Below are 24,695 nucleotides of genomic sequence, written 5' to 3' on the forward strand. Positions count from 1 at the left end.
TTAACCTGCGCTGGGTTTGCAAAACCAATTGCATGGGTTGAGATATTGTTTGTAGCGCGTGACGATTTCTTTGCCGAGCAACGCGCCGCCAGCCCAGAAGGTGGCTTCGCCGAAAAAGATCAGCACGGGCGTGGCGGCGAGTTTCGTTGTGGTCGGAATTGAAAAGAAAGGCAGCGCGATCAAGCCGCCATATAACAACGTGGAGAGAATCACCAGACCGATGCCCAGTGGGAACATCCATGCGGCGGGTGGAGGAGGCGCGGGATTTTTATCGATGAGATGTTTTTTCAGGATAGCGCTGTAACGGTTGAGCAGAATGAAATCCGCAAGGCGTGGCGAGATGGCGTTGATGCTTGCGAAGAGGCGCGTGCTGAACCCGCCCATGATGTGAACTGTGCGGCGGTTGGTGATCATGTTGAGAAGCTCGGCGGCGATTTTTTCAACGGGCAGAATCTTCACGCCCATTTCCTGCCAGATGGCGTGATACGGACGCTCCGCTTCGGTGTCGGTGGGGCTGGGAGAGAAGTAGCCGATGCGCACGTTGCTTTTTCCGAGCGCGAGTTCGCGGTTCACCGACTCGATGAAGGTGAACATGCCCGCACGCGTGGCGGCATCCACGCTGTAGAAGGGAAAGGCGAGGCGCCCATCGGCGAACCCGCCAATGTGGACGATCATGCCGTCGTTTTGGTTTTTCATCAGCGGCAGGAAGGTTTGGGTCAGCAGGATCGCTCCGTGTAAGTTGGCGCTGAGGAGTTTATGGATCTCATCTTGTTGATGGTCTTCCAATGGCTTGCGAGTATCTGTCCCAATGGCGTTGACGATGATATCTACTTTGCCAAATGAATCGGAAATGAATTTACGCAAAGCCAAATGACTTTCGGAATTGTCGAACTCAAGCGCATGAATGGTGGGTGAGGCGGGCATCGAGTCCGCAAGCGATTGCAAAGCAGGAAGATTTCTACCTGCCAGAATGACCTGCGCTCCTTGTTCTCCGAAGGCTTGTGCAAAGGCAGCGCCAAGCCCGCCGTTTGCGCCTGTGATGAGCACGACTTTATCTTTGAGATCAGGTTTCATTTGTTTGCAAATCCGTTCATGAGAAGTTTGAAAGAACCGAGCAGAGTCTTTTTTGCATCCACTCGTTCGGGGTCAAGCATGGTCAATTCCAGCGTGCCTTCATAGAGAGAGGCGAGTGTCAGCGCGGCTTCGCGGGCGTTCGCCGATTTGAACTCTTTGCGGTCAATGCCTTGTTGGATGAATTGCTCCAGTACGCTGTGATAAGTTTGCAAAAAGGCGCGGATGTGATTCTTCACTTTGGCGTTGCGGTGCGCCAATGAATACAACTCGTAGGTGATGGGGATGTACTCTTGCGCTGCTTCGATGCTCAGACTGATGTATGCTTCCAGCCGTGCGCGGACACTCCCTTCGGCTTCGAGCAGCGCACGCAGGTCTTTCACATCCTTGTCGATCAACTGCTCCATGATAGCGATGATGATCTCTTCCTTGCTTTTGTAATACCAATACACGCCGCCAACGCTGAGTTTGGCGGTCTTGGCGATATCTTCCATGCGTGCGGCTTCAAAGCCTTTTTTGGAAAAGACCTTGATCGCAGAGTTGAGTATGAGCGGAATACGCTCGGCGCTGACATCGGGCTTGGGCATGCTTCCTCGTAATAACTGAATTTATATTCGGTTATATGGGTAAAAAAATAACCGAACGTCTACTCGGTTATTTTATCGGATTTGGGATTTTCGTCAAGGGCTTAGATTTCGACGGAACTTGGCTCTCCCAGCGTCAGCCAGCGGACTTTGCTTCCCAGCCCTGCGGCTTCGAACTCTTTCGAGATGGATTCCCTGCCCTGAACAAAATGTTTCCAGCCTTCGTAATGGATCGGGATGATCGTGCGCGGATTTAACTTCTGCGCGGCTTTCACGCCATCTTTCGCATCCATCGTAAAGCGGATCGGTCCTGTAATGGGGAAGCTGGCTCGCCCCAAGTGCAGCATTGCCACGCTGACGTTGAAGCGCTCCGCCACGGCGTCAATGCCGTGATAGTAGATCGTGTCGCCTGTGATGTAAAGCGCACCGTTCTGTTGTCCTTCCCATTCGAGCATGAAGCCAATCGTCTGCCCCGCGAACGGACGCGCAATCAAATTTCCGTGTTGGGCGGGCGTGGCGGTGATTTTGATTTTGGTATTCCCAGATTCTAGAATCGTGCTTTGCCAATCCGCCATCCCTTCGGCATTGCCGCGCAAACGTTTTTCGCCGGAAGTGGTGGTCAGTACGCGTTTGGCTTTGGGCAAAAAGGCACGCCCGGCTTTGTCGAGATTATCGTCGTGATGGTCGTGGCTTAGTAAAACTGCATCAATATTTCCAAGAGTTTCTATAGAAACAGAAGGCTCGGTTAATTTGGTGGAGCCAGTGCCCCAGCCGAAGTAATACTTCCCGCCGGGCGGATCAAAGACCGGGTCGGTGAGGAGGCGCAGTGAACCGACCTCAAGCAACGCTGTTGCCGCACTGATGTGGGTGATTCGAATTGGCATTTGTTTTGTTCAACCTTTTCTGTTTATTCGATTGTACCGGCTCAACGATATTTTAGACATACTTTTTTTGTATCAACCATGCTCCCACTAGACCATGTAACAGAGGTCGAAAGATGATCGATTCCGCGCTAAGCGCCTCATAGATGGATGGATCGACAATATTTCCCTGTCTGGCGTTTGCCCACATGCGCAGACCCGCGATGCGTTTTTGGGGAAGTCCATGTTGGATGGCGTGAGCGACGTTCTCGCTGGTCATCTGCCGAGTTGGCTCAATGATAAGCAGAGTCCCGCCTGGGCGGAGCAAATGCCAAAGGGAACGCAGACCCGCTTCACGGTCGGGAAGAACCGCGAGCAGGGAGGCGGCGGAGACTACCTGCGCCGATTCCGTTGGAAGGCTGGTAAAGTCGCCCGTTTGAAATTCCGCTGGCGAATGTTTCCACCGTGCAATCCGTTTGGCGGCGGCGACCATCTGCGGGTCGGTGTCGATGCCAGTAGCGCGGTAGCCCCGCTCGGCGGCGAGACGGGCGACCAGCCCGGGTCCACTGCCAAGATCCAGCCAGGTTTCACCATTGCCAGTGGGTAAAGATTCAACTGCCTGCTTGTGAAGGTCGAAGTAAAAGTCCGCGCCTTGCAGCCAGGTGAATAAAAGTGTCGAGATCATTTTTTTCCTTTGTTCATCAACCAGATGACGACTCCCAAAATAATCAAACCAATACTTGCAAGGGAGGCGATGAATTTAAGGGCTGTAAAAAATGCCGCCGCCAGCGCCAGCGCGTCCAGCCGATTTGGATATGCTACGATGATTGAAACAATGCTTGCGTTTTCAAGGTAATCTCCGACCATTGCGGCAAAAGGTAGTGTGTTCAATAATTGCCAGGCGCTGTCAGGCTGAAAGACTTGCCGAAAAAGAAGTGTGATGGCAACGGATAGAAACAATGCCTGTGCGAGCGGAATAAAAAGGTCAACTGGCGAAACGCGCGTCAGGTAGAGACGACGCCCGTGCGCACCGTAATCTGTCAATTGGCTGTACAGGGAATCCGCTGATCGCCAAAATTGTGTGTCGGGCACATTGCGCCCGCCTGCCAGCGACATGAGTTCCGCCGATGGACTGATGGAAGAGGTCATGGCGTACCCCAGACCAAACATAATGAGCGTGAGTAACAACCACAACCTGACACTGGCAATCTGTTGGATGCGTTTATTTAAATTATTCAGTAGTTTCATCTTATGTCGCTTTCATTGATTTTTGGAGAATGGAAATATTCCATTCTCCAAAAATCTTTTCATGATTACGCGTTTGCAGTTGCTTTTGGGCGCCACAGCGTCAGCAGGATGATGAACAGCGTGGCATTGAACATGGGGAAACCAGAATGAGCAAGCGCAACCGTTCCGATTGCGGTGTAGAAAATTCCCACAGCCAAGTCCACGGCTTGAATCAGAATCATGTTATTAATCCAAAATAGATGTTTTTCAGGGTCGCGGGCAATGACCAACATGCCAATGCCATACGCCAGAAAGCGGGCGGCAAGCATTCCGAGTGGATAGGCGTTGTCTGCACCGGGGGTCGAGAGTCCCTGCATTGACAAAAATTGCAGCGGCAGGAACAGATAGAAGGCTCCGAGAATTAATTGCACAACTCCGATGAGGCGTAATAAAACTTTCAATTTCATGGTGGTTCTCCTTGGTTGATTTTATTTATAAACTATATATATTGAATATATAGTTATTTACAAAAAAAAAGATTATTGGTTCAAACTTGCCATGAGATTGGCAATGGTGGTTTTCGCAAGGCGTGATTTCATGCCTTCTTCGGCGTCGGTAAGCACAGCATTGACAGATTGTTGCGCTCGGGTGGGCTTTTTGCCCGTGACCCGCAATTGATGATCCTGCCGAAACATAGGCTTGCCTGCTTCGAGGGCATTGAACACATCCAGCAGGGTGATCTCTTTGGCTGGCTTTGCCAATCGAACGCCACCCCGTGAGCCTTCGCGCGTCTCGATGATTCCCGCATTCGCCAGGTTGCCCAGGATCTTCACCGCCGATGGGCTGGGAATATTAAGGGAGGTCGAAATTTCCTTTGTCGGGACAAAGTCGAAATAATTCTGCGCGACCTTGTCCCCAACAAAGAGGACGACGAATATGGCTTGGGCGAACGAGAGTGAATAACTCATAACTAAATATAGTTTATATTTAGTTTATTGATTTGTCAAGGTTTTTAACCATTCATGCAGCGTCACTCGCGGTGCTCCGAGCAACCGATTGGCTTCCTCGGGCGAACCGTCTTCACCCCAGTTCTCGTAATGCTTCATCAGCACCGCCATGCCTTTCCATTCAGCGTTGAAGGTGAGCGCGCCCAGCGCGGCGAGCATTTGTGTGGACATCGGCGCAACCTTCACGCCTGTATGGTCTGCGTAGATTTTCATCGCCTCGCCCATCGTGTAGGCTTCAGGTCCAAAAATATAAAGTTCCTTGTTCAGGGTTTCATCTGTTTGATAACTCTTCGAAACCATGCGCGCATAATCTTCGGCTGCGATCCAATGCAGTGGGTGAGGTAGATTCCCGATCAGTGAAATGCTTTTGCCTTGTACGAAGAGCGGAAGCGTCTCCATGAACCACGAAGCGCGGAAGATGGTGTACGGCACGCCGCTGGATTTAAGTGCCGCTTCGCCCTTAACCTTTGACCTGCTCTCTGGCGTATCAGCCTTTTCCTCGCTGACGGCATACGCCGAAAGAATCGTCACCCGCCCAACATTCATCTCCTTTGCGGCATTGGCGATGTCGCGCGTGGCGAGATGATCCATGCGGTCAAAGTCCGCTTCGGTGGGACCACCCTTCAAACTGATGTGAACTCCATCCACGCCAGTCAGCGCTTCTTTCAATGCGGCAGCGTTATCCACATCGCCTTTGACGATTTCATATCCAGCGCCTAAAAGCCTTTGCGCCTTTTCAGGATTGCGTGCCAACAAGCGGACATTGAATCCGTCCGCTTTGAGTTGCTGGGCAACGGGTTTGCCGAGCATACCCGTCCCGCCGATGATGAGAATTGTTTTGTTGGTAATTGTCATAATTTCCTTTCAACTGAATTATCTAACTCAGACAAGCCGAAAAAGATTTAACCACAGAGCGCACAGAGTCCACTGAGAAAATCTTTTAAAAATCTCCGTGGTCTTCGTGGTCTCTGTGGTGAGAGATTTTTTTACAAAAAACAAAGATTCATTTCTAAGTTTCTAAAGCCTGTTTGCAAATTCTTGAATCCGTTCCGCGCTCCGAATGACAGGACCATGCCCAAAGCAAATCACCTGCGGCTTGAGTGCGGCGATCTTTTTGATGGACTTGCGGTTTTCTTCAGAATCAGTTGTGAACACGGTGAGCGGCTCATCAAACTCTGGCAGGGTGGTGAAGAAGTTGATATTGCGCAGCACATCGCCTGCTATCAATACGCCGTCATGTTCGCGCCAAAAACAAATATGCCCCGCCGAATGTCCCGGCGTTTCAATAACGATAAAGTCCTTCAACCTTGTCGTCTTCCCGCAAAACATGATCCACAGGGGTGACCAGGTCCTGCCATGAATTTTTTTTCCAAAACGGCAACTGGGTGTTTGGGGTTTGGCATTGTGCTGACCACCAAGCCGCTTTCCGCCTCAGGCTTATCCTTTTCTCCCACCCAAAACGGAATCCCCAACTTTTTGCATAACTCTGCGCTTGCGCCCTGATGGTCGGGATGCGCGTGAGTCAACGCGTGCGCGGTCAACTTATGGTCGCCAAGCTGACGTAAAATGGTGCGCCCCGAAAACTTGATACCTGCATCAATTAATGTGGAGCCGACCAGATAAGCATTAATCATCTGGCGCGGCGTGACTGGAATTTGAAAAACATCTTTTGCAATTTGAATCATTCTGTCTCCTTGCCCCCGTTTATACAGTCTTCCCCAACGTCAGAGTCAAGGTTTGCAGAAGGGAAGTTGCATTTCCACCGTCACATTATCTTCATCTTCGCAGGTGAGCTCGCGTCCGAACAAATGTAATTCGCGATACGCGCCATTTGCCTCGTAACCGTTTTCACCAACCCACTGGAACAAAGCCCCAATCGCATCACCGACTTCGAGTAATTTTCCATGATGGATGACGGAAGCCATTTCTGTCACCGCAGGTAGTTGATGAAATTCCACGCCTCCCATCTGGACCTTGAGCCTGCTTCTGTTTTCCCAGACCTTTTCTTCCACGATAGCAGCCACCTCCATGTTGATGTCCGTTTCGACATATTCAACGTTGTCATAGATTGCCAGTTCAGGCTCCAGCGGTGTGACCTGATTCTCGTCGAGCCAGCGATAGACAGAGTCATACATCCCGCAGCGGACGTGGATAATTTCATCCAGCGTGGCGAGTGAAATTCGCGCCGAAACAACCATCAGCGGGCGGACTTCCTTCACAGTCACTTCGTACGGCGAGACCGTTCCCTCGCGTTCGATCTGCCGCAGGCGCGCCGCCACCCGCATGAGGCGCAATTTCCCCTCTTTGAGTTCCTGTTCCAAATCTGCCTGCTTCATCATCAACATGCCGCGCAACTGCTCGGCGGATAGATCATCCTTAAGCAGTTGCGCGATCTGGTCGAGGGTGAGTCCCAGATCCTTCAACGCGATGATACGGTTGAGGCGGGGGAGTTGTTCGGCTTCGTAATAGCGATAGCCTGTAAATCTATCGACGTGAACGGGCTTGAGCAAACCCATCTCATCGTAAATCCGCAAAGCGCGGACAGATACCTGCGCCAGTTGTGAGAAGTCACCGATTTTTAGCATGAAGTAAAGTATAAACTCTTACACAGGGGGAGAGTCAAGTTCTACCTCGACCAGTTGGCGTTGTATAAACATAAAAAAGCAGTTGCCTGCATTAAATTTTGTGAGGCTAGCAGATTTTTATTTGAACGTCTTCTGCTTCTGGTCGGGAGGAGAAATTTCCGCACAGGATTTTGTGACCGTCTTTGAAGTAAATTTCCAGGCTGTAGGTGCGTGGACCCGAGTCCCAGTCGTGTTCGCGGACTTCGCTTTTGGTAATATCGCGGAAGGTGTAGCGTTTTGTCCGCAGGGCGTTGACCGCGGTTTCGTAGCGGTGGGTGATAGTCTGATGTTTCAGGTCGAAGGTGGTGGTTTGATTCATGCCGAAAATCGCCGCGCCGATGAACCCCAAACTGACGGCGATGGCTCCCAGCGAAATGAGAACGAAGAAAATCATCACGAACGAGAACTCACTCCACTGCCGTTTGATGAAAAACTCATACGGAGCCAGCCAGGGGAGTAATCCCATCAGGAAGAGGAATATCCGTATTCCCGTGGACATGGTCTCGGTGATTTCGATTTTGTCTTCGGTTTGGGTCAAGTGAGTCATGGCTGTCTCCTTTTGCAGATTCTATCTGCAAGGATTGCAGAATGGGTTAACAATGACTTAACTATTTTTCCTGCTCATCAAAATCATCGAAGTGATGATGACTACATCCTGCGCGAAGTGAATTGCCCACGCGATGAGAAGTCCCTGCGTTTCAACGAGGCTCATCGCCAACAGCCAGCCGAGGAATCCCGCCATCAATGCGCCGACCACGCCGCTGGGCATTCCGAAATAATGTGGTGCGCCGAAGACAATGCCTGAGATGAGGATGATGACGGATATTGAGAAAATTCCATACAGCGGCGAGACGATTCCGATTCTGAAGATGGCTTCTTCTGAAAAAGCGTTCGCCATCGAAAATGGAATTGACCAGAGCAGGCTGAACAAAAAGTAGCGATAGTCCACGCCTGCTTTTTTCAACTGGAAGAACATGAAGATGGCTGTGCCGAGGGTGATATACAACCCAAGCGTGAGGGCAATCTCCAGCCAGGTCTCATTGCCTGTGACGCCGAGCCACCCAATTTTGCTGATGTGTGCGTTGACATCTCCCACGCGGAAGAAGCGCATGAAGTTTTCAGGGTTGAGAAAATAGACGAGCAGTAGAACAATGGCGGTCAACACCAATTGCAGGGATTGAAATTTGATTTGCGTGTTGACCACTGGATTGGAGTGGAACACGGTTTTGATTTTGGCAGTGACAGGTCGAAGGGCGAAAATGCCTGCGGCGGCGAGACCAATTATCAGGGCGGTAAGAAGCGGCGTCATGTTAGCCACCGATTCCGATGATGATGAAAATCGTCTCGAGCAGGTTCAATGCCAAGTGTGCGGCGAATGGCGCAATGACATTTTTGCGCGTGACACGCAGATAAGCAAAGGGCACACCTGCGACAAGTCCCACCAACACGATGTACCAGAAGCCGCCCGTCCAATGCAGAATGCCAAAGAAGAAAACCGAAAGCGCGATGGCGGCGGGCTGGCTGAATTTTCCAAGTAGACGAGTCAAGCCGTAGCCGCGATAAATACTTTCTTCGACGAAGGGCGCGAAGAGCACGTCCGCGATGGCGAAGGGGATGAGCGACGCGCCGAGGGCGGTGAGCACGGAGCCTGCGGGGACGTAATCCCAAATGTTTTGCAGGCTGACGAGGACGGGGGTGAGGACGAAAAAGTAAAGCAGGGCAATGACCACGCCAGGGATGGCGCCGATGAGAATTTCACGCCAGAGTTGCTGACCGTCTTGCAGTTTCCAGCCGATGTCTTTCCAAGAGAGACCTTCGCGTTTCATGGTTTTCATCAGGACGAGGAGCAGCCAGATTTGCAGCGCCACCAATTGATAGGGCGTGGAGTCCGCCACGAGTTGAGGAATCGCTGCGGGGTCTTTGCCCTGCGTGACGAAGCCGAAATAAACGGAAGCGAGGATATCAAGACCAGCGCGAGAAGCGGCGCGGCGAGCAGAGTCCACCAGAGACGGGATTTATTTTCTTTCATGTTTAGATTTCCTTGTTGATAGTTTCGATGGCTTCATCCAGCCAGCGGATTGTGGCTTCTTCAATCAACTCGCCCGAGCGCAGGGTCAGTCCCCAGAACAGAGCGTCTTTCTTCAACTGCGGCACGTTTTCGCGCACATTTTGAATGGTGGCTTTGGTGTCAGTTCTATATTCGTTCAATAATTTTTGGTGAAGGTCACGCTGGAGTTTCAACTGGGTCAGCAGGGTTTCCTTGTCGAGGCGGGCGCAGAAAAACAACTTGAGCAGGAACGGGTCTTTGAGTTGGGGAAGTTCCGAGTGGGTGTCTTGCAGCCATTTGTCCAATTCCTGTGTGCCTTGCTCAGTGAGGGTGTACACGCGTCGGTCGGGACGACTGGTCTGCTCCTGCACATCCGAAGTGACCAGCCCCTCTTTTTCCAGCGCCTTGAGCGTGATGTAAATCTGGCTGAGTTTGGCGTGCCAGAAGTTGGCTGTGGAGGTATCCATGAACTGTTTGAGGTCGTACCCCGTGGAGGGGTTGTATTGGAGCAAGCCGAGCAGGGCGTATTTGAGCATTTCATCTCCTGATATATAAATCTTTATATATAATAATTTGTATATCAAGTTTTGTCAATAAAAAGTGACTGTCAATTTGTAAACGACAGTCACTTTTGCTATTTTGAGCGGAAAAACTCTTATTTTTTCTTGAGCAAGCTCACTGCGACCAACCCGATTAGCGAGGCAACCATTGTCCAGCCGAACCAATCGCCGAAGCGGGTGTAGAGGGTTTGACCTTCGACCACAAAGGTCTCGCCGACGGTCACGCCGCGTTCGTTGATCTTGCCTTCGGCGGTGATTCTGCCGTATGGATCGACCACCATTGAAAGTCCGCTGACCGCGGCTTCCCCGAAGGCGAGGCGATTTTCAACGGCGCGGAAGACCATATCGGCGGCATGGAAGGGTGGGAAGGTGCGTGTGCCGTTGAAGTCGTTGTCCATGGGCAGGAGGATGATCTGCGCGCCAGAGCGTGCCAACTCGCGGATGATCCACAGGCGGTGGACATCCCAACAGACGGAGATGCCCGCTTTGCCGTAGGGCGTTTCAAATAGCGCCAGCCCTGCGGAGATGATGAAGAAACCAAGTCCGCCCCATTCCATAAAGGTGGGAGATTGGTAATTGGTAATTGGTGATTGGGAATTGGGGCGGCTGAAGATAAAACGATACGTCACGATCAGCGCGGAAAGAAACAGCGGAAGACCAACGCTGATCCAATGACTGACCTTTGGAATGTCGAATGTGCTCCAGTGGATGATCCACGGGATGAAGGCAACCGTTAGCCACGCCATGCCGGGCAGGGAGATGGGTCCAGCAGGACGTTGGGAGGCGGGCGCTTCATAGGTGACTTCACTGGCTTTCTTGAAGAGCGAATCCATTTTCATCAGCAATTCCAGATCACCTGTGGCGGTGAACAATTCCTGCATGAGCGCTTCGTAGCCTGTCATCTCGCCGTGGCTGATCTTCATCCACACTTCCGACGGGGTGATGACCGTCAGGGTCGGGTCTTGGGCGGCGCCATCGTGAAAATAGCATTCGCCGTTTTCAATGCGGAGATGATAGACGCCCGCTTCTTTTCCGCTGACGTCAAATTGGATGGTCGCCTTGAGATTGGGAATGGCATTCGCGTCGAAGGTCAACGTCATGCCTTCAAGAGTTTGGCGTAGGTTTAGGTTCTTGGGAATGTTCATGCGAGATTCCTTACTCTTGCTTTACACTTTCTTCAGCAACGCCAGCGCATTGACTTCGGCAGATTCGCCTTGATAAACGCCGACCAGATTTCCGACGGGATCCAACACAGCAATCGCAGCGGTTTTGTTGGTATCTTTCAAGCCAAAAGTTTTGGTCACACTCCCGTCCCAGTCGGGAAGAATCAGAACCATGGAGGCAGGGTCAACGTTTGGCGGCAGGGAAGCTGCGGCTTTTTCGTAGCTTTCTTTCATGGCTTTTTCTGCGAACCCTCTAAACAGTTTTGGAACGCTATGCAGGTCTACAATATTGGCAATAAAAAGCGAGTCGCAGTTTTTGTATTCATCTTGAGCACGCAAAGAACTATTGACCACGGCGGCTCCTTCGGCGGTTTCTTGCGTGTGGAATAACAGGACAGCAGGTTTGCCGATGGCGTTCAGGTCTATTTCAAGATTGGAGCCGATGGTTTTGATTACAGGGAGTTGGTAGTTGGTAAGTGGTACATCTGTCTTTTGAGGTGTCACGCTTTTCGCGGGTGCTTGATTGCTGCTCAATTCAGCCTGTTCATCGAGCATAACTTGTGGTGAGGTCATCAATACTGCTGGGTGTCCGTCTAGGTAGCCTAGCACAATTCTGGAGGTTTCCCGTCCAGACATCATCGCTGCACTCATGCCGCCTGCAAACGTCCACGCGCCTGTGAGGAAAAGGTTTTGAACGGGTGTTTTTGCTTGCAAACGGTTGAAATACATATTGTCCACGCTTTGCTCGCTGCCATAGATGGCGCCGCCGGTGTTACGGCTGTAACGCCAGTTGGTTATGGGGGTTCCGACTTCCATGTATTTGATATGTTTGCGCAAATTAGGGATTACTTTTTCCACGCGGTCGATCAACATATCGGCGGCGGCATTTTTGATCTCGTTGTATTGAGGGTTATCGCTGTAATTTTCCAAATTACCACCGGTACCCCATTGGTTATCCGAGTTCCAATCGGCAAGCGAGAGAATGTTGAGGATCGAGCCGCCTTCCGGCGCACAGCCAGGGTCTGTAAGGTCATAATATGTAATGCCCATCCCTGTCTTGCTAAAATCACCTTTGATACTGGCTTCATAGTCCGCTTTAATATCGTACCCATCAGACCAGAACATTTCGTGATGCTGCCAGCCTTCCGCACGCAGGTCACAATCCAAGCCCAGGTAAATGACAAGGTTGGAAATGGATGGTTTCCCTGCCTCTACTTTTTGGACATACTCAGCGGGCAGGTGTTCGCGTCCAATGAACTTGAGAAGTGTATCGGGCGCGTTGGCATTGCTGATGATCACGTCGGCTTCGATCCGCAGCCCTTTTTCAGTTTCCACTGCCACAGCGCGTCCATCGCGGACCTCGATGCGGTTCACCGTTTGGCGATAGCGAATCTCACCCCCGAACTTTTTGAGCGTGGCTTCGAGCGCGCGGCTGATCGCCATGCTGCCGCCCTGTGGAAAGTATGCACCAGAAAGATGATAACTGCCCCAGGGAAAGATGAAAGCGGCGGCATTCAGTTTCTCAGGTGAAAGTCCATAATAGCCCCACAGTGTGCTGAACACTGTTTTCAATTCTGCGTCCTGAATGAACTGACTCATGTATTCATCCCAACTGATAGACATGGCAGCGAGCATTTTTGGATATTCGACCGGCATTTGCTTTACCGGCGGGCGAATCCCCGCTTCACCTTCGGCGCCAAAGCGGCGAACCTGCCAGAAGGTTTCCAACATGTCGGCGATCAGGGCGTGGATCCCTTTGCGCTCATGCGGAAAATTCTTCACCAGCTCGGCTTCATATTGCACAATATCGGCATGTGCGTTGATTTCATGTTTGGGAAAATGAGCAGTATAAAATGGATCCATGCGTTTGAATGAAACCTGCTCCAGAACATTCAGTTCCTTCAAGGCGGGGTATGCCCACCCGCCGGGTGCGGCGCCATCCAATGCATGCAGCGCCACCTCAAAGCGATACTTTCCGCGCCGAAATTCATGAGCATATCCACCAGGCACGGCATGATGCTCCAACACCAGGACCTTCCTCCCCGCTTTTGCGAGATACCCCGCGGCGCTCAGCCCTCCCAGACCCGCGCCGATCACAACGACATCGAATTTTTCAGACATATTTTTTCCTTTTCCAAATAACTATTGTTTTACTAGCAGCCAATGCCAATATAGGAACAAAGGTGCACCTATGATTTCCAGCATAGTGAAGGCAATGAATGGAACAGGCGGCAAGCCGATAACGAATATGGAAAGCAACCGCCCCACACCGCCAAGAAAGATCATGAGCCAAAGCACGCGATACAGTTCAAAATGTCTTTCGAGATTTCTCACGGTGGCTAACACTGTCAGACCGAGACCCAGCCAAAGTCCGCCAAAGAAGCGCAGTTCGCTGTCCAATAAGGCTGAGGCAGGCAGGTTCAGGCTTGATAGTATCGGGTCGTGGATTCCCAACATGGTGAGCATGCCTGTGAGTATAGGGATGAGCCCTAGTACAACAAGAAAAGATTGAAGTAGTTTGCGAGTCATCTATTTACCAAAAGTGTGGTTTTGCCACCATCAAGAAGGTAATGCCAATGGTGATCAGGACAATGACCGTTCCCAATACAATTCCGTTGCGCGACACACGCTGATAGACTGGGTCGTCTGCGCCTTTGGTTTCGGCAAGTTGCTGCTGTTTCTTGAGCAGGGGAGCGTATACGAAAAGCCCCAGCACTGAAATGATCGCGTATAAAATGAGCGCCACTGTCATCCAGGATGTGGAGTAGTGAATTTGCCCGCCCACACGCATCATGATCTCACCGGTGATGTATGCCAGAATATAAGCAGGGTTGGCGATCCAGTTGTCGAGCAGGCGAATCGTTTTGAGGGTGAAGACCAGTGTCTCGCGGCTCTTTGGCACGGTCATGAACCAGGGAAAGTAGGTCAGGTTTGCGCCGAGTGAAATGATGGCGCTAAGAATATGAATCCATTTGGCGATTGTATAAAGCATGGTTTATCTCCTTGTAATTAAATTATGTTGAGGGTGACTTTATGAACGTTTTCCAAAAAAGATTTTTGGAAACAACAACCCGCTTTTCTTTTTGTATTCTGCAAACTGCGGGTAGCGTGAAAGCGATTTATCTTTTGAAAGCATGTTGCGAATGAAGAAACCGAAGACCCATCCGCTCAAGATCACGAACGGCAGCCAGTGCAAAGATAGGGTCGCATACGCCGCGTAGATCATGATCTCGCCGAGATAATTGGGGTTGCGGGTATATTTGAACAAGCCTTCATCGATCAACCCTTTTTTGAATTGCAGGGTGTAATGTTTTTGCGCGTCGCCGACATAGTGCAGGAAAATGCCAAAGATATACAGGACCAGCACCAGCCCGATAAGCGGCGGGTTTAATGTCACATGGCGGCTGATGAGCAGGTATGGGGCTGCGTAATATCCAGCCAGCGGCAGGAAGACAAAAATAATCGCAATTGCAGCAGGCATTTTTTCTTCAAAGCGCTTGTCGGGGTAGATTGAATCCTTGACCAGCCAGAGGATGCTATAGCTGCCATGAATGGCAAGGTAAATAAATGCTTCTGTACTCCAGTTATTGAAGTACCACATCAGCCCCAAGACTACAGGGGTAACCAATGCTTTGTGAATATTGATCGCAGTTCCTACTTTCATTTTTTGCTATCCTTTCGCGCACAAGGCGCATTTAATAGACCGTCCTGGGAGCAGGCGGTTTTTATTTTTTTTTACTTATTTTCGTTATGGGTTATTGTTTCGGCGGCATTAGCGGCGCCAGATTTTCAATATTTTTTCGTGTTTTCTCGTACCAGTCCAGTTCAAATTCGAAATGCGCAATTCCGTAATCCAACGTGATCTGCCAGAGTTGGCGGGCGCGCTCCACACCGATGCGTTTTGCGTTTTCATCCAGCCCGGTTTGCACCGAAGTTTTCAAGAGATGAAGATGTTCTTTAATTTCTTTGATACGAACATCCAGCAAAGCCGTGATTTCCTCGTTACTGCTGAAGTGCGAAAAGAAAATTTGGATCAAATTAGCGTCGCGGACGGGTTCCATAGGTAGGGGAGTGAGCAGCCAGCGACGCAGTTCGCTTCTTCCCTCCGTCGTGATCTGATACTCTTTTCTGTTGGGCTTTCCTTCCTGTGGAATGACCTTCGCCTCTGCCCAGCCTTTTTTCTCCAGCCCTTCCAGCGACTTATAAATATGGCTTTGGGTGGCAGACCAGAAATGAACAACCGAAACATCGAAATACTTTTTCAGGTCATAGCCGGTCATGGGTTGAAATTCAATGAATGCAAGAATGGCATGTTCGAGTGGCATTTTGCTCCTATGTTTGTATATTCCTATGTAGGAATATTATCAAGTAGGATTATTTTTGTCAAGAGTTTAAAACCTCCTGTTTTTCGAGGACATCCTACTAAGTACTTTGATAACCCCTAAAAATTGAAATCATCGTACAATCAAGTTATATATTTCAAAGGGTTATTAAGATGAATCGTTCTGAAATTCTTTCACAGCTAAAAAAGAATCCGCAAGTTTCTGTGCTCATTGTGGGCGCAGGCATCAATGGAATTGGCACCTTCCGCGACCTGGCATTGAATGGCGTTGACGTTCTGCTTATCGATAGGGGAGATTTCTGTTCCGGCGCGAGTGCAGCATCTTCACATATGGCACACGGTGGCATTCGCTATCTTGAGAATGGTGAGTTTCGTCTGGTGCGTGAGGCGGTGAAAGAACGCAACCGCATGATCCAGAATGCGCCACATATCGTCAAGCCGTTGCCGACGACGATTCCGATGTTTAAATATCTCTCAGGTCTCTTGAACGCGCCGCTTAAATTCCTGGGCTGGCTCGATAAACCTTCCGAACGCGGCTCGGTCATTATCAAGCTAGGGTTGATGATGTACGATGCCTACACTGGTAGTCAACGCACGGTGCCGCGCCACAAGTTCTATTCCCGTGCCGAGTCGCTTTCCAAGTGGAACAAGTTGAATCCTGAGATCGTCAACACAGCGGTCTATTATGATGGGCTGATCTCCAACCCCGAGCGCCTTGCACTTGAGATCATGCTGGATGCAGAAGCCGAAAATACGAACGCCCGTGCGTTGAATTACGTCAGCCTCGTGGGTGGTTCCGGTAAGTCGGTCATTCTGCGAGATGAGTTGACCGATGAAACGGTTGAACTTGAACCGAAGCTGGTCATCAATGCTGCTGGTCCGTGGATCGACTTTGCCAATCACAGCCTGGGTGTGACCACCAAGTTCATTGGTGGTACGAAGGGTTCACACCTCGTCCTGAAGCACCCCGAATTACGTGCTGCCATTGGCGACAACGAATTTTTCTTTGAGAATAAAGATGGGCGCATTGTGCTGATCTTCCCGATGCAAGACCGTGTGTTGATCGGTACCTCTGATATCAAGATCGATCACCCCGATGATGCCAACTGCACGGATGAAGAAGTGGATTACTTCCTCGAACTGACTGCGCGTGTTTTCCCGACCATCAAAGTGACCCGCGAGCATGTGGTCTTTGCATTTTCAGGTGTGCGTCCTTTGGCAAATAGTGTGGCGAAAACCACTGGGCAATATAGCCGCGACCATCACATCGAAGTGCTGAGCGGCGATTGGACGAATCTGCTCTTCCCGGTCTATTCTTTGGTCGGCGGCAAGTGGACCTCCTTCCGCGCCTTCTCGGAAGAAGTGGCAGATAAGGCGCTGCAATTCCTTGGCATAGCTCGCAATAAAGGCACAGGCGACCTGCCTGTGGGTGGCGGGCGTAATTATCCGCGCACAAGTGAAGACTGCGCAAAATACATCAACGGTCTTGCCGCGTGGACGGGGCTTTCACATGAACGCCTTGAAACTCTGTTTGACCGATACGGTACGCGCGCTGAAACCATTGCCGAGTTCATGAAACTATCTACCGATGCTCCATTGATCTCCCTGCCGAATTATTCGAAACGCGAGATCCTCTTCCTTGCGCAGTATGAGCGCGTGGAACATCTTGACGATCTGCTTTTGCGCCGTACCATGCTCGCCATGCTTGGCAAACTTTCACGCGAAGCCGTGCTCGAATGCGCCGATCTGCTGGCAGATGCCTTCGGTTGGAGCCTTGAGCGGAAAAATGCTGAGGCGGAGAGAACGCTTCGGTTGTTGGCAGACAGGCACCGGGTTCGGTTGTGAGCCGCGTGGTAGAATCTTGTAGATGTCTCCACGGCGAAAATCCAAACTCCAAATAGACCTCGTCATTCCCGTATATAACGAAGCAGAAGCGCTTGTACAAACGTATGCGGACGTCCGCCAGGTGGTGGATGCGCTGCCATACGATTTTCGATTCATCTATGTGGACGACGGCTCAAGCGACGGGACAGAGGATACACTTCGCGGCATCTCTGCGAACGACCCAAGAGTGACCCTGCTCCAGCTTAGCCGCAACTTTGGGCACCAGGCAGCACTGACGGCTGGCATGGACGCCTCACAGGGCGATGTGATGATTTCGATGGACGGCGATGGGCAGCACCCTGCGGAATTGATCCCCAAAATGATCAGTTTGATCGAACAAGGTTACGACATCGTACAAGGACAGCGCATCGAAGAAGACCGTGCTGCATCCTTCAAGAAGGTCACTTCTAATTTTTTCTATTGGCTTATTAATCGCATCAGCGGTACACAGGTTTTGCAGGGCGCCGCGGACTTTCGTGCTCTTTCCCGCAATGCCTTGAATGGTGTGCGTTCGATGCACGAATATCACCGCTTTCTGCGCGGCATGATCTCATGGATGGGCTACAACAGCGTCATTCTGCCGTATCACGAACCCGAACGTATTGCAGGCAGATCGAAATATTCGCTCAGTAAAATGGTACGGCTTGCTTCGGATGCCATTTTCTCTTTCTCGCTGGCGCCGTTGTACATCGGTTTGAGTGCCGGTTTCGCGTTCTTTGTCCTTGCGGGTGTGCAGCTTGTGTATGTGTTGTCTTTGTGGGTGACGGGCAATACCCAACGAGTGGAGCCAGGATGGAGTTCACTTATGGGTGTTATGCTGATCGCCAGCGGCATCATTATGATCCTGCTTGGGTTTATCGGCGTGTATGTCGGCTATATCTTTCAGGAAGTCAAGCGTCGTCCGATCTATCTTATAAAGGGGAAGTCACCTGATGATAGAGAATAACAAGCCTAAATTCTTTGTGGTTACGTTCCTTCGGCACGGTGAATCGGTGGGGAATGCCGAATCGCGCTGGCAGGGACAGGCAGACTTCCCACTCACCGACCGTGGGCGATCTCAGGCGCAGGCGCTGGCAGATCGCTGGAAGCGCGAGAAAATAAGGTTCGACTATGTCATATCCAGTCCGCTTTCGCGGGCGCGTGAGACGGCGGAGATCATTGCTTCCAAACTTGGTTTGAACGTGGAGTTCGAGCCGCTTTGGTTGGAGCGCGATAATGGTGCCTTTGCCGGGCTGACCCAACATGAAGTGCGCCAGAATTTTACCCATCCTGATTTCACCACGCCCTACGACTCAGTAGGCAATGACGGCGAAGGAGATTGGGAACTGTTCCTGCGGGCGGGGCAGGCATTGCATGACTTGCTCAAACGCGAGCCTGCACGTTATTTGATCGTCTCGCATGGTGGTATGTTAAACCAGCTCATGCATGCTGTGATGGGCATCATGCCGCAGGCAAACAATGCCGGAGTCCGGTTTCGTTTTGGCAATACTGCATTTGCCCAGTTGCTATACTTCCCAAACCAGCATCGTTGGGCGGTGGATAAGCTCAATGACCATGCCCACTGGCCAGATGCCGAGTGATGCATAAAGATACTTATTACTACGATATAAATTAATCTTAACCTTGGAATCAAAATTAAATATGACCCTCCCTTCTTCACAATCTTCTGAACTTAAATTCCTTGTCTTTGGCGCAGGCGCGATCGGTACCTATATTGGCGGTTCGCTGGCGCTGGCAGGCTATCAGGTTGTTTTTGTGGAACAGCCGAAGATGGTGGAGGAATTGCGCGCCAAAGGCTTGCGCCTTGACCTAACGATCGATGAACGCCGCAAGACCAAAGATGCGCACTTGGTTGCCCCTCGCGCTTTTGTGATCGCGCCCTCATTGGAAGAAGCCTTGAAATTCGGACCCTTTGATGCAGGCATTTTTGCTTTGAAATCCTTCGATACTGTCTCTGCCATGGAAGGTTTTAAGCCTTACGCTGATAAGCTGCCGCCTCTGCTCTGCCTTTCCAATGGCGTTGAGAACGAACCTTCCATTGCTCGTGCCCTTGGCGCGGATAAGGTCGTATATGGTACCGTCACCACTGCCATCGGCAGGCGCGGACCCGGCGACATTGTCCTCGAAAAGTTGCGCGGCGTGGGTGTGGCGGCGGGGCATCCGCTTTCGGAGAAGCTAGTCGCCGCCTTGGATAAAGCCTATCTCAAGTGCCGCCTGTATCCCGATGCCTTGGGCATGAAATGGTCGAAGATGCTCACTAATTTGGTATCCAACCCCACATCTGCCATTCTTAATCTGACCGCCGCGCAGGTCTTCGCGGATAAACGTTTATACAAACTTGAAATAGACATGCTCAAGGAATGCCTGGCTGTGATGAAGTCCATGAATCTCGAAGTGACCGATCTGCCTGGAACGCCGGTGAAATTACTGGCGCTTGCCACAAAGCTCCCGCTTTGGCTTTCCAAACCGTTCCTCTCCAAAGCCGCAGGCAGCGGACGTGGCGCCAAGATGCCGTCCTTTCACATTGACTTGTACTCCGGTCGTCCGCAAAGCGAAGTGGAATTCCTTCACGGGGCAGTAGTCCGCGAGGGAAAGGCACGCGGCATTCCAACGCCTGTTAATCAGGTTCTCACCGAAACCTTGCTTGCGCTAACAAATAAAGAGATTCCGCTTGAAGAATTCGCTGGGAAGCCAGAGGAATTGTTAAAGAAGTTGAAGTAATAATTTGACCATGGACGATGGACCATTGACCATAATGGCTTATCGTCCATAGTCCATCGTCTGTCGTCCAATGTCCATCCACATCACCCCACCCAACCCGAACGTCGAAGTACATCTGCCGAATGGCAAAACATTAACCGGTCCGCGCGGCACGCAGGTGGGTGAGTTCCTTGCGCAGATCAAAGATAGTTTCACCGCGCCTATCGTGGCAGCGATCATCAACAACGAGATCCACGAACTGACCTATCCCATCAAGTCTGAATCCACCTGCACACCTATCACTATGGACAGCGCCGATGGTGCTCGCATTTATCGCCGTTCAGTCATCTTCCTGTTGGAGATCGCCTTCTCGCAGATTTTTCCTGACGGCTATTTGAATATTGATCATTCCGTTTCGTCGGGCGGATTTTATTGTGAGGTCAAAGGTCGCAGTGCTCTTTCGCAAGCCGAGCTGGATACGCTCGAAAAACAAATGCGCAAACTGGTCGCCGAAGACCATGCCTTCGAACGCCGCGAAGTTCCCATTCAAGAAGCTGTCGATTACTTCACCCAGCGTGGGCAAGAAGATAAATTGCGCCTGCTCAAGTATCGCCGCAAGGAATACCTGACCCTTTATGCCTTCAACGGTCTCATGGATTATATGCATGGCTACATGACCCCTTCCACGGGTTATCTCAAATGGTTCGCGTTGAAGAAGGTCAATGGCGGCTTCATCCTGCAATATCCGCGCCGGAATGCGCCGACCACCCTTGAGCCGTTGGGTGATTATCCAAAATTGATCCGAACCTTTCGTCAATATGGTGATTGGCTCGAAACGCTGCATATCGATAGTGTTGGCGCATTGAACGAAGCTATCGAGTCGGGGCGTGCCGATGAGATCGTGCTCGTCTCTGAAGCCTTGCATGAGCAAGGCATTGCCGACACCGCCCAACATATCGCAGAAAAAAATTCACGCATCATCTTGATTGCCGGTCCATCATCGTCTGGCAAGACCACATCGTCCCGCCGCCTTGCCGTGCAATTGCTGGCGCGCGGCATCTCGCCGTATCCGCTTGAGTTGGATCATTATTTTATTGACCGCGAAAAATCTCCGCGTGACGAAAATGGCGAACATGATTTCGAAGCCATCGAAGCGCTTAATCTCAAGCGCCTCGCAGATGACATTGAAAAACTTGTCAGCGGCGAAGAAGTTCAACTCCCGCGATTCAACTTCAAGACCGGGCGAAGCGAAGATGGGGATGTGGTCAAGCTGCGCGACGGACAACCGCTCATCCTCGAAGGCATCCATGGATTAAACCCCCGCCTCATCCCCGACCATTGGGCTGATTCAGCGTTTCGGCTTTATGTCTCCGCCTTGACCCAACTCAACCTAGACCGCCACAACCGCGTCTCCACTACAGACACGCGCCTTATCCGCCGCATCGTACGCGACGCGCGTGAACGTGGATATTCTGCACAAGCCACCATCTCACGCTGGGAGTCGGTGCGGCGCGGCGAGAAGCGGCATATCTTCCCGTATCAAGAAAATGCAGATGTGATGTTTAACTCAGCGTTGGTTTATGAACTGGCTGCACTTAAGAACGCCGCCGAACCGTTGCTGCGACAGGTGCCGCACAATGTGCCTGAATACATCGAAGCCCGCAGGCTGCTTGCCTTTCTCGATTGGTTCCTGCCCTTGGATGTGAGTTTGATCCCCGCCAACTCCATCGTCCGTGAATTTTTAGGCGGTTCGAGTTTGAAAGATTTCAAGATCTGGCGAGGATGATTCTTAAATGCAGACCTCCGAGGTTTTCAAAACCTCGGAGGTCTTTTGTTTATTTCAAAATATTTTCGATTTGTTGCAACTCATCGCTTGAAAATTCAACCTTACTCAACATCCCAACTGCATCTTCGATCTGACTGACCTTGCTTGCCCCGATCAGCACGGAGGTCATCGTTTCGTGACGCAGTACCCATGCCAATGCCATTTGCGCGAGGGTTTGTCCGCGCTGCTGGGCGATGGTATTGAGCTTTTGCACCTTGGTGATCTTGTCATCGGTGATGTGAGCCGGTTTGAGGAAGCCATGCGCTTTGGAAGCACGTGAGCCTTCGGGAATGCCACCGAGGTATCTATCGGTTAGCAAGCCTTGCGCCAGCGGGGAGAAGGAAATACAGCCAATGCCTTCTTCCTTCAATGTTTGTAATAACCCATCTTCCACCCAACGTTCAAACATGCTGTACTTGGGTTGATGAATAAGACATGGCGTTCCTAAAGATTTTAGGATTTGCGAGGCTTCGCGTGCCTTATCGGCGGGATAGTTCGAAATGGCGACGTAGAGTGCCCGTCCGCTGCGGACGGCATAATCAAGTGCCTGCATCGTCTCTTCGAGCGGAGTGTCCGGGTCGGGTCGGTGATGATAAAAGATGTCAACATACTCAAGTCCCATACGTTTGAGGCTTTGGTCAAGGCTGGAGATGAGATATTTGCGCGAGCCCCATTCGCCGTAAGGACCTTCCCACATGTAATAGCCCGCTTTGGACGAGATCACAAGTTCATCGCGATAGGGGCGTAAATCTTTTGCCATGATTTGCCCAAAGGTTTCTTCCGCCGAGCCAGGAGGCGGACCATAGTTATTGGCGAGGTCAAAATGCGTGATGCCGAGGTCGAAGGCGCGTAACACCATGGCACGACTGTTTTCGTACACGTCCACGCCGCCGAAATTGTGCCACAAGCCGAGTGATACAGCAGGGAGTTTCAGTCCGCTGCGCCCTGAGCGGCGGTATTGCATGGATTGATAACGAGAGGTGGAAGGGAGGTAGTTCATGTTGATCCTTTTTTATTATGACGTACGTAGGGGCGACCCGTCAGGTTGAGCTATGTAACTTGCTCTCGCTGGGAGGGTCGCCCCTACAGTGTTATACAAAGCCGTGTTCGATCAAACTATTTGCCATGGAAATGATGGCTTCTTTGCCGGAACGAGGTGTCCATTTGAGGATGCGCCTTGCTTTCTCGTTGGATTGTTCGCAGTCACGATCCAGTTCTTCGGTGACACGCGCAATCTTTTTATCGAACAGACCTAAAAGGCGCACCATCCAACTTGGGAATTCAAAGGTTGGGATTTTATATCCGCGCCCGGAGAATTCGGCGTGCAAGATGCCAGCAATATCTTTCAACCAGAACATGCCTCCAGAACAGAGAAAGCGTTGCCCGGCAGCTTCGGGCGTGGTCATGCCGAGAATAATAGCAGACGCTACATCACGCACATCCACCAGTCCCATTTTGATGCGCCCCACACCGGGGACTTGCCCAAGCATGTACGTGCGGATCAATTCCACTGAGGTGCGGAAGTTCTTGTTCGGCACCGGTCCCAGGATCAGCGGCGGGTTGATGGCGACCAGTTCCATGCCGTTGGTATTCTCTGCGCCGTTGATGAAGTCCCATGCGGCACGCTCAGCGAGGGTTTTACTTTTGGCATACGCGCCGATCTCATTTTCAATGATCGACCAATCTTCTTCGGTGAAGGTTCTAAATTTATCTTTGTATCCTGATGAAATGGCAGCCACCGATGAGACTTGCACCACACGCTTCACGCCCGCTTTGTGCGCCGCACGTAAGACTCGCAGCGTCCCTTGTACGGCAGGGATGATAAGTTCATCTTCATGCTTGGGCTCATACAAGGGAAAAGGCGACGCGACATGTAGAACGGATTCGACGCCGTGCAGCGCCTCATCCCAGCCTGCATCCTGTTCCAAGTCCGCGGCTTTGAACTCCAGCCGGTCATTCGCTTGCACGAATCTCGCAACCGCCTCGCGGACTTCCGTTTCTTTCGAAAGTGAACGGATCGTTCCGCGCACAGAGTAGCCTTTTTCGAGTAATTGGATGATGGTGTGAATGGCAACGAAACTGCTCGCGCCGGTGACGAGAATGGGCTTTGATGATGGCATGATGAATGTCCTTTTCAAAAAAGCCCTGACTGGTTGAATTGTCAGGGCTTTTGCATTAAGAGTATCTTGTTCTACTTTCTCGAATGGCTTCCAGAATGTCTGACCTTGTAATGTTCAGTTTGATACTGCGAACTTCAAAAGGAGAATCTTTAATAGGCATTACCGGGCTGATGGTGAAAACCTGACCGTCTTTGGTCATGAAACGGATTTGACCTTCTCGTAAAGCTTTTTGTAGTAATTCGGGAAACTTTTTTTGTATTTCTGCAGATGTGTATATCATCATTTTTACACCTCTATAACTTGAACGCCTTCTTTTTGGGCAACGATTGCCAGTTCCTTGTCAAGTGTAATGAGCGGAACTTGATTTTCGATGGCACATTGCAGGATATAGGCGTCATAAGCGTAAATGTTATATTTCCCTGCGAGCCGCATCGCGTCTGTGAGGTCTATCTCAACTACTTCCATTGAAATTTCCTGATAAATCTTAATGGCTTCGATGGCTTGTTCAAGCTCCACTCTTGAACGCTTCATCATCGCGGAAAAGGCATTTCCAACTTCCCATTTGATGGAAGGCGGTACAACGATGGAAGAATTTTTTGTTAACTCTATTAACTTCGCCCGTTCAGGCTCGTCAGCAATGACCGCAATAATGGCAGAAGTATCAACTGCAATTTTCATGAT

Annotated in this window: 30 protein-coding genes; 5 read left to right on the plus strand and 25 right to left on the minus strand. The window is 50.9% G+C overall.

Features of this window, described 5'->3' with window-relative positions:
* The 21 genes from IPG80_RS15085 to IPG80_RS15185 all read right to left on the minus strand — a co-directional run bounded on the left by IPG80_RS15085 (position 1) and on the right by IPG80_RS15185 (position 15,468).
* Entirely contained in the window at positions 1 to 1,074 is a 1,074-nt protein-coding gene (locus tag IPG80_RS15085) for an SDR family NAD(P)-dependent oxidoreductase (RefSeq protein ID WP_345108234.1), read from the minus strand.
* A complete protein-coding gene (locus tag IPG80_RS15090) occupies positions 1,071 to 1,658 on the minus strand; it encodes a TetR/AcrR family transcriptional regulator (RefSeq protein WP_345108235.1) in 588 nt (195 codons plus the stop codon). Before IPG80_RS15090 ends, IPG80_RS15085 begins: the two co-directional genes overlap by 4 nt.
* Before the next feature lie 101 nt (positions 1,659 to 1,759).
* Complete coding sequence (locus IPG80_RS15095; RefSeq protein ID WP_345108237.1) at positions 1,760 to 2,539, minus strand: MBL fold metallo-hydrolase; 780 nt, start codon at positions 2,537 to 2,539, stop codon at positions 1,760 to 1,762.
* Positions 2,540 to 2,591: 52 nt separating this feature from the next.
* On the minus strand, positions 2,592 to 3,200 hold the full coding sequence (locus tag IPG80_RS15100) for a class I SAM-dependent methyltransferase (protein ID WP_345108239.1): 609 nt from the start codon (positions 3,198 to 3,200) through the stop codon (positions 2,592 to 2,594).
* A complete protein-coding gene (locus IPG80_RS15105; RefSeq protein ID WP_345108241.1) occupies positions 3,197 to 3,763 on the minus strand; it encodes a hypothetical protein in 567 nt (188 codons plus the stop codon). Before IPG80_RS15105 ends, IPG80_RS15100 begins: the two co-directional genes overlap by 4 nt.
* 65 nt (positions 3,764 to 3,828) lie before the next feature.
* Positions 3,829 to 4,209, minus strand: a complete 381-nt coding sequence (locus tag IPG80_RS15110; RefSeq protein WP_345108242.1) for a hypothetical protein — start codon at positions 4,207 to 4,209, stop codon at positions 3,829 to 3,831.
* 72 nt (positions 4,210 to 4,281) lie between these two features.
* Positions 4,282 to 4,710 carry an Rrf2 family transcriptional regulator gene (locus IPG80_RS15115; RefSeq protein WP_345108244.1) on the minus strand — a complete coding sequence of 143 codons (429 nt, stop codon included), beginning with the start codon at positions 4,708 to 4,710 and terminating at the stop codon, positions 4,282 to 4,284.
* A 24-nt stretch (positions 4,711 to 4,734) separates the two neighbouring features.
* Positions 4,735 to 5,604, minus strand: coding sequence for an NAD(P)H-binding protein (locus IPG80_RS15120; protein WP_345108245.1), 870 nt, complete (start codon positions 5,602 to 5,604; stop codon positions 4,735 to 4,737).
* A gap of 162 nt (positions 5,605 to 5,766) precedes the next feature.
* On the minus strand, positions 5,767 to 6,054 hold the full coding sequence (locus IPG80_RS15125) for an MBL fold metallo-hydrolase (protein ID WP_345108247.1): 288 nt from the start codon (positions 6,052 to 6,054) through the stop codon (positions 5,767 to 5,769).
* Positions 6,051 to 6,434: an MBL fold metallo-hydrolase gene (locus tag IPG80_RS15130; protein ID WP_345108250.1), complete on the minus strand. Its 384-nt coding sequence runs from the start codon at positions 6,432 to 6,434 to the stop codon at positions 6,051 to 6,053. Before IPG80_RS15130 ends, IPG80_RS15125 begins: the two co-directional genes overlap by 4 nt.
* A gap of 45 nt (positions 6,435 to 6,479) precedes the next feature.
* Complete coding sequence (locus tag IPG80_RS15135; protein WP_345108252.1) at positions 6,480 to 7,334, minus strand: MerR family transcriptional regulator; 855 nt, start codon at positions 7,332 to 7,334, stop codon at positions 6,480 to 6,482.
* A 106-nt stretch (positions 7,335 to 7,440) separates the two neighbouring features.
* Positions 7,441 to 7,920: a hypothetical protein gene (locus tag IPG80_RS15140; RefSeq protein WP_345108254.1), complete on the minus strand. Its 480-nt coding sequence runs from the start codon at positions 7,918 to 7,920 to the stop codon at positions 7,441 to 7,443.
* A gap of 57 nt (positions 7,921 to 7,977) precedes the next feature.
* Complete coding sequence (locus IPG80_RS15145; protein ID WP_345108257.1) at positions 7,978 to 8,682, minus strand: CPBP family intramembrane glutamic endopeptidase; 705 nt, start codon at positions 8,680 to 8,682, stop codon at positions 7,978 to 7,980.
* 1 nt (position 8,683) lies between these two features.
* A complete protein-coding gene (locus tag IPG80_RS15150; protein WP_345108259.1) occupies positions 8,684 to 9,376 on the minus strand; it encodes a CPBP family intramembrane glutamic endopeptidase in 693 nt (230 codons plus the stop codon).
* A gap of 28 nt (positions 9,377 to 9,404) precedes the next feature.
* The gene (locus IPG80_RS15155) at positions 9,405 to 9,956 is read right to left on the minus strand and encodes a PadR family transcriptional regulator (protein WP_345108262.1); all 552 of its coding nucleotides are present in this window, start codon (positions 9,954 to 9,956) and stop codon (positions 9,405 to 9,407) included.
* Between the two features lie 119 nt (positions 9,957 to 10,075).
* Complete coding sequence (locus IPG80_RS15160; protein WP_345108265.1) at positions 10,076 to 11,125, minus strand: SCP2 sterol-binding domain-containing protein; 1,050 nt, start codon at positions 11,123 to 11,125, stop codon at positions 10,076 to 10,078.
* Between the two features lie 21 nt (positions 11,126 to 11,146).
* Positions 11,147 to 13,264 carry an NAD(P)/FAD-dependent oxidoreductase gene (locus tag IPG80_RS15165; RefSeq protein WP_345108268.1) on the minus strand — a complete coding sequence of 706 codons (2,118 nt, stop codon included), beginning with the start codon at positions 13,262 to 13,264 and terminating at the stop codon, positions 11,147 to 11,149.
* Positions 13,265 to 13,285: 21 nt separating this feature from the next.
* Positions 13,286 to 13,672, minus strand: coding sequence for a DUF4345 domain-containing protein (locus tag IPG80_RS15170; RefSeq protein ID WP_345108271.1), 387 nt, complete (start codon positions 13,670 to 13,672; stop codon positions 13,286 to 13,288).
* Between the two features lie 4 nt (positions 13,673 to 13,676).
* Entirely contained in the window at positions 13,677 to 14,135 is a 459-nt protein-coding gene (locus IPG80_RS15175; protein WP_345108274.1) for a DUF2269 family protein, read from the minus strand.
* 39 nt (positions 14,136 to 14,174) lie between these two features.
* Positions 14,175 to 14,807 (minus strand): DUF1295 domain-containing protein, encoded by a 633-nt coding sequence (locus IPG80_RS15180; protein ID WP_345108277.1) that lies wholly within the window; start codon positions 14,805 to 14,807, stop codon positions 14,175 to 14,177.
* Positions 14,808 to 14,898: 91 nt separating this feature from the next.
* Positions 14,899 to 15,468, minus strand: coding sequence for a PadR family transcriptional regulator (locus tag IPG80_RS15185; RefSeq protein WP_345108280.1), 570 nt, complete (start codon positions 15,466 to 15,468; stop codon positions 14,899 to 14,901).
* A gap of 170 nt (positions 15,469 to 15,638) precedes the next feature.
* Between IPG80_RS15185 and IPG80_RS15190 the strand changes: the two genes are divergently transcribed.
* The 5 genes from IPG80_RS15190 (at position 15,639) to IPG80_RS15210 (ending at position 21,855) form a co-directional block, all read left to right on the plus strand.
* Positions 15,639 to 17,330 (plus strand): glycerol-3-phosphate dehydrogenase/oxidase, encoded by a 1,692-nt coding sequence (locus tag IPG80_RS15190; protein WP_345108283.1) that lies wholly within the window; start codon positions 15,639 to 15,641, stop codon positions 17,328 to 17,330.
* Positions 17,331 to 17,352: 22 nt separating this feature from the next.
* On the plus strand, positions 17,353 to 18,315 hold the full coding sequence (locus IPG80_RS15195; protein WP_345108286.1) for a glycosyltransferase family 2 protein: 963 nt from the start codon (positions 17,353 to 17,355) through the stop codon (positions 18,313 to 18,315).
* Positions 18,302 to 18,949 carry a histidine phosphatase family protein gene (locus tag IPG80_RS15200; protein WP_345108289.1) on the plus strand — a complete coding sequence of 216 codons (648 nt, stop codon included), beginning with the start codon at positions 18,302 to 18,304 and terminating at the stop codon, positions 18,947 to 18,949. Before IPG80_RS15195 ends, IPG80_RS15200 begins: the two co-directional genes overlap by 14 nt.
* Positions 18,950 to 19,010: 61 nt before the next feature.
* The gene (locus tag IPG80_RS15205; RefSeq protein WP_345108292.1) at positions 19,011 to 20,090 is read left to right on the plus strand and encodes a 2-dehydropantoate 2-reductase; all 1,080 of its coding nucleotides are present in this window, start codon (positions 19,011 to 19,013) and stop codon (positions 20,088 to 20,090) included.
* A 70-nt stretch (positions 20,091 to 20,160) separates the two neighbouring features.
* A complete protein-coding gene (locus IPG80_RS15210) occupies positions 20,161 to 21,855 on the plus strand; it encodes a nucleoside kinase (protein ID WP_345108295.1) in 1,695 nt (564 codons plus the stop codon).
* 49 nt (positions 21,856 to 21,904) lie between these two features.
* Here IPG80_RS15210 and mgrA read toward each other — a convergent pair whose 3' ends face one another.
* The 4 genes from mgrA to IPG80_RS15230 all read right to left on the minus strand — a co-directional run bounded on the left by mgrA (position 21,905) and on the right by IPG80_RS15230 (position 24,692).
* Positions 21,905 to 22,894 carry an L-glyceraldehyde 3-phosphate reductase gene (gene mgrA, locus IPG80_RS15215; protein WP_345108298.1) on the minus strand — a complete coding sequence of 330 codons (990 nt, stop codon included), beginning with the start codon at positions 22,892 to 22,894 and terminating at the stop codon, positions 21,905 to 21,907.
* Between the two features lie 91 nt (positions 22,895 to 22,985).
* On the minus strand, positions 22,986 to 24,014 hold the full coding sequence (locus IPG80_RS15220) for an aldehyde reductase (protein ID WP_345108301.1): 1,029 nt from the start codon (positions 24,012 to 24,014) through the stop codon (positions 22,986 to 22,988).
* 55 nt (positions 24,015 to 24,069) lie between these two features.
* Positions 24,070 to 24,297, minus strand: coding sequence for a type II toxin-antitoxin system Phd/YefM family antitoxin (locus IPG80_RS15225; protein WP_345108304.1), 228 nt, complete (start codon positions 24,295 to 24,297; stop codon positions 24,070 to 24,072).
* Positions 24,298 to 24,299: 2 nt separating this feature from the next.
* The gene (locus tag IPG80_RS15230) at positions 24,300 to 24,692 is read right to left on the minus strand and encodes a type II toxin-antitoxin system VapC family toxin (protein WP_345108307.1); all 393 of its coding nucleotides are present in this window, start codon (positions 24,690 to 24,692) and stop codon (positions 24,300 to 24,302) included.
* Between the last annotated feature and the right edge of the window lie 3 nt (positions 24,693 to 24,695).

It is taken from the genome of Candidatus Villigracilis vicinus (assembly GCF_016702885.1).
GTDB classification, from domain to species: Bacteria; Chloroflexota; Anaerolineae; order Anaerolineales; family Villigracilaceae; genus Villigracilis; species Villigracilis vicinus.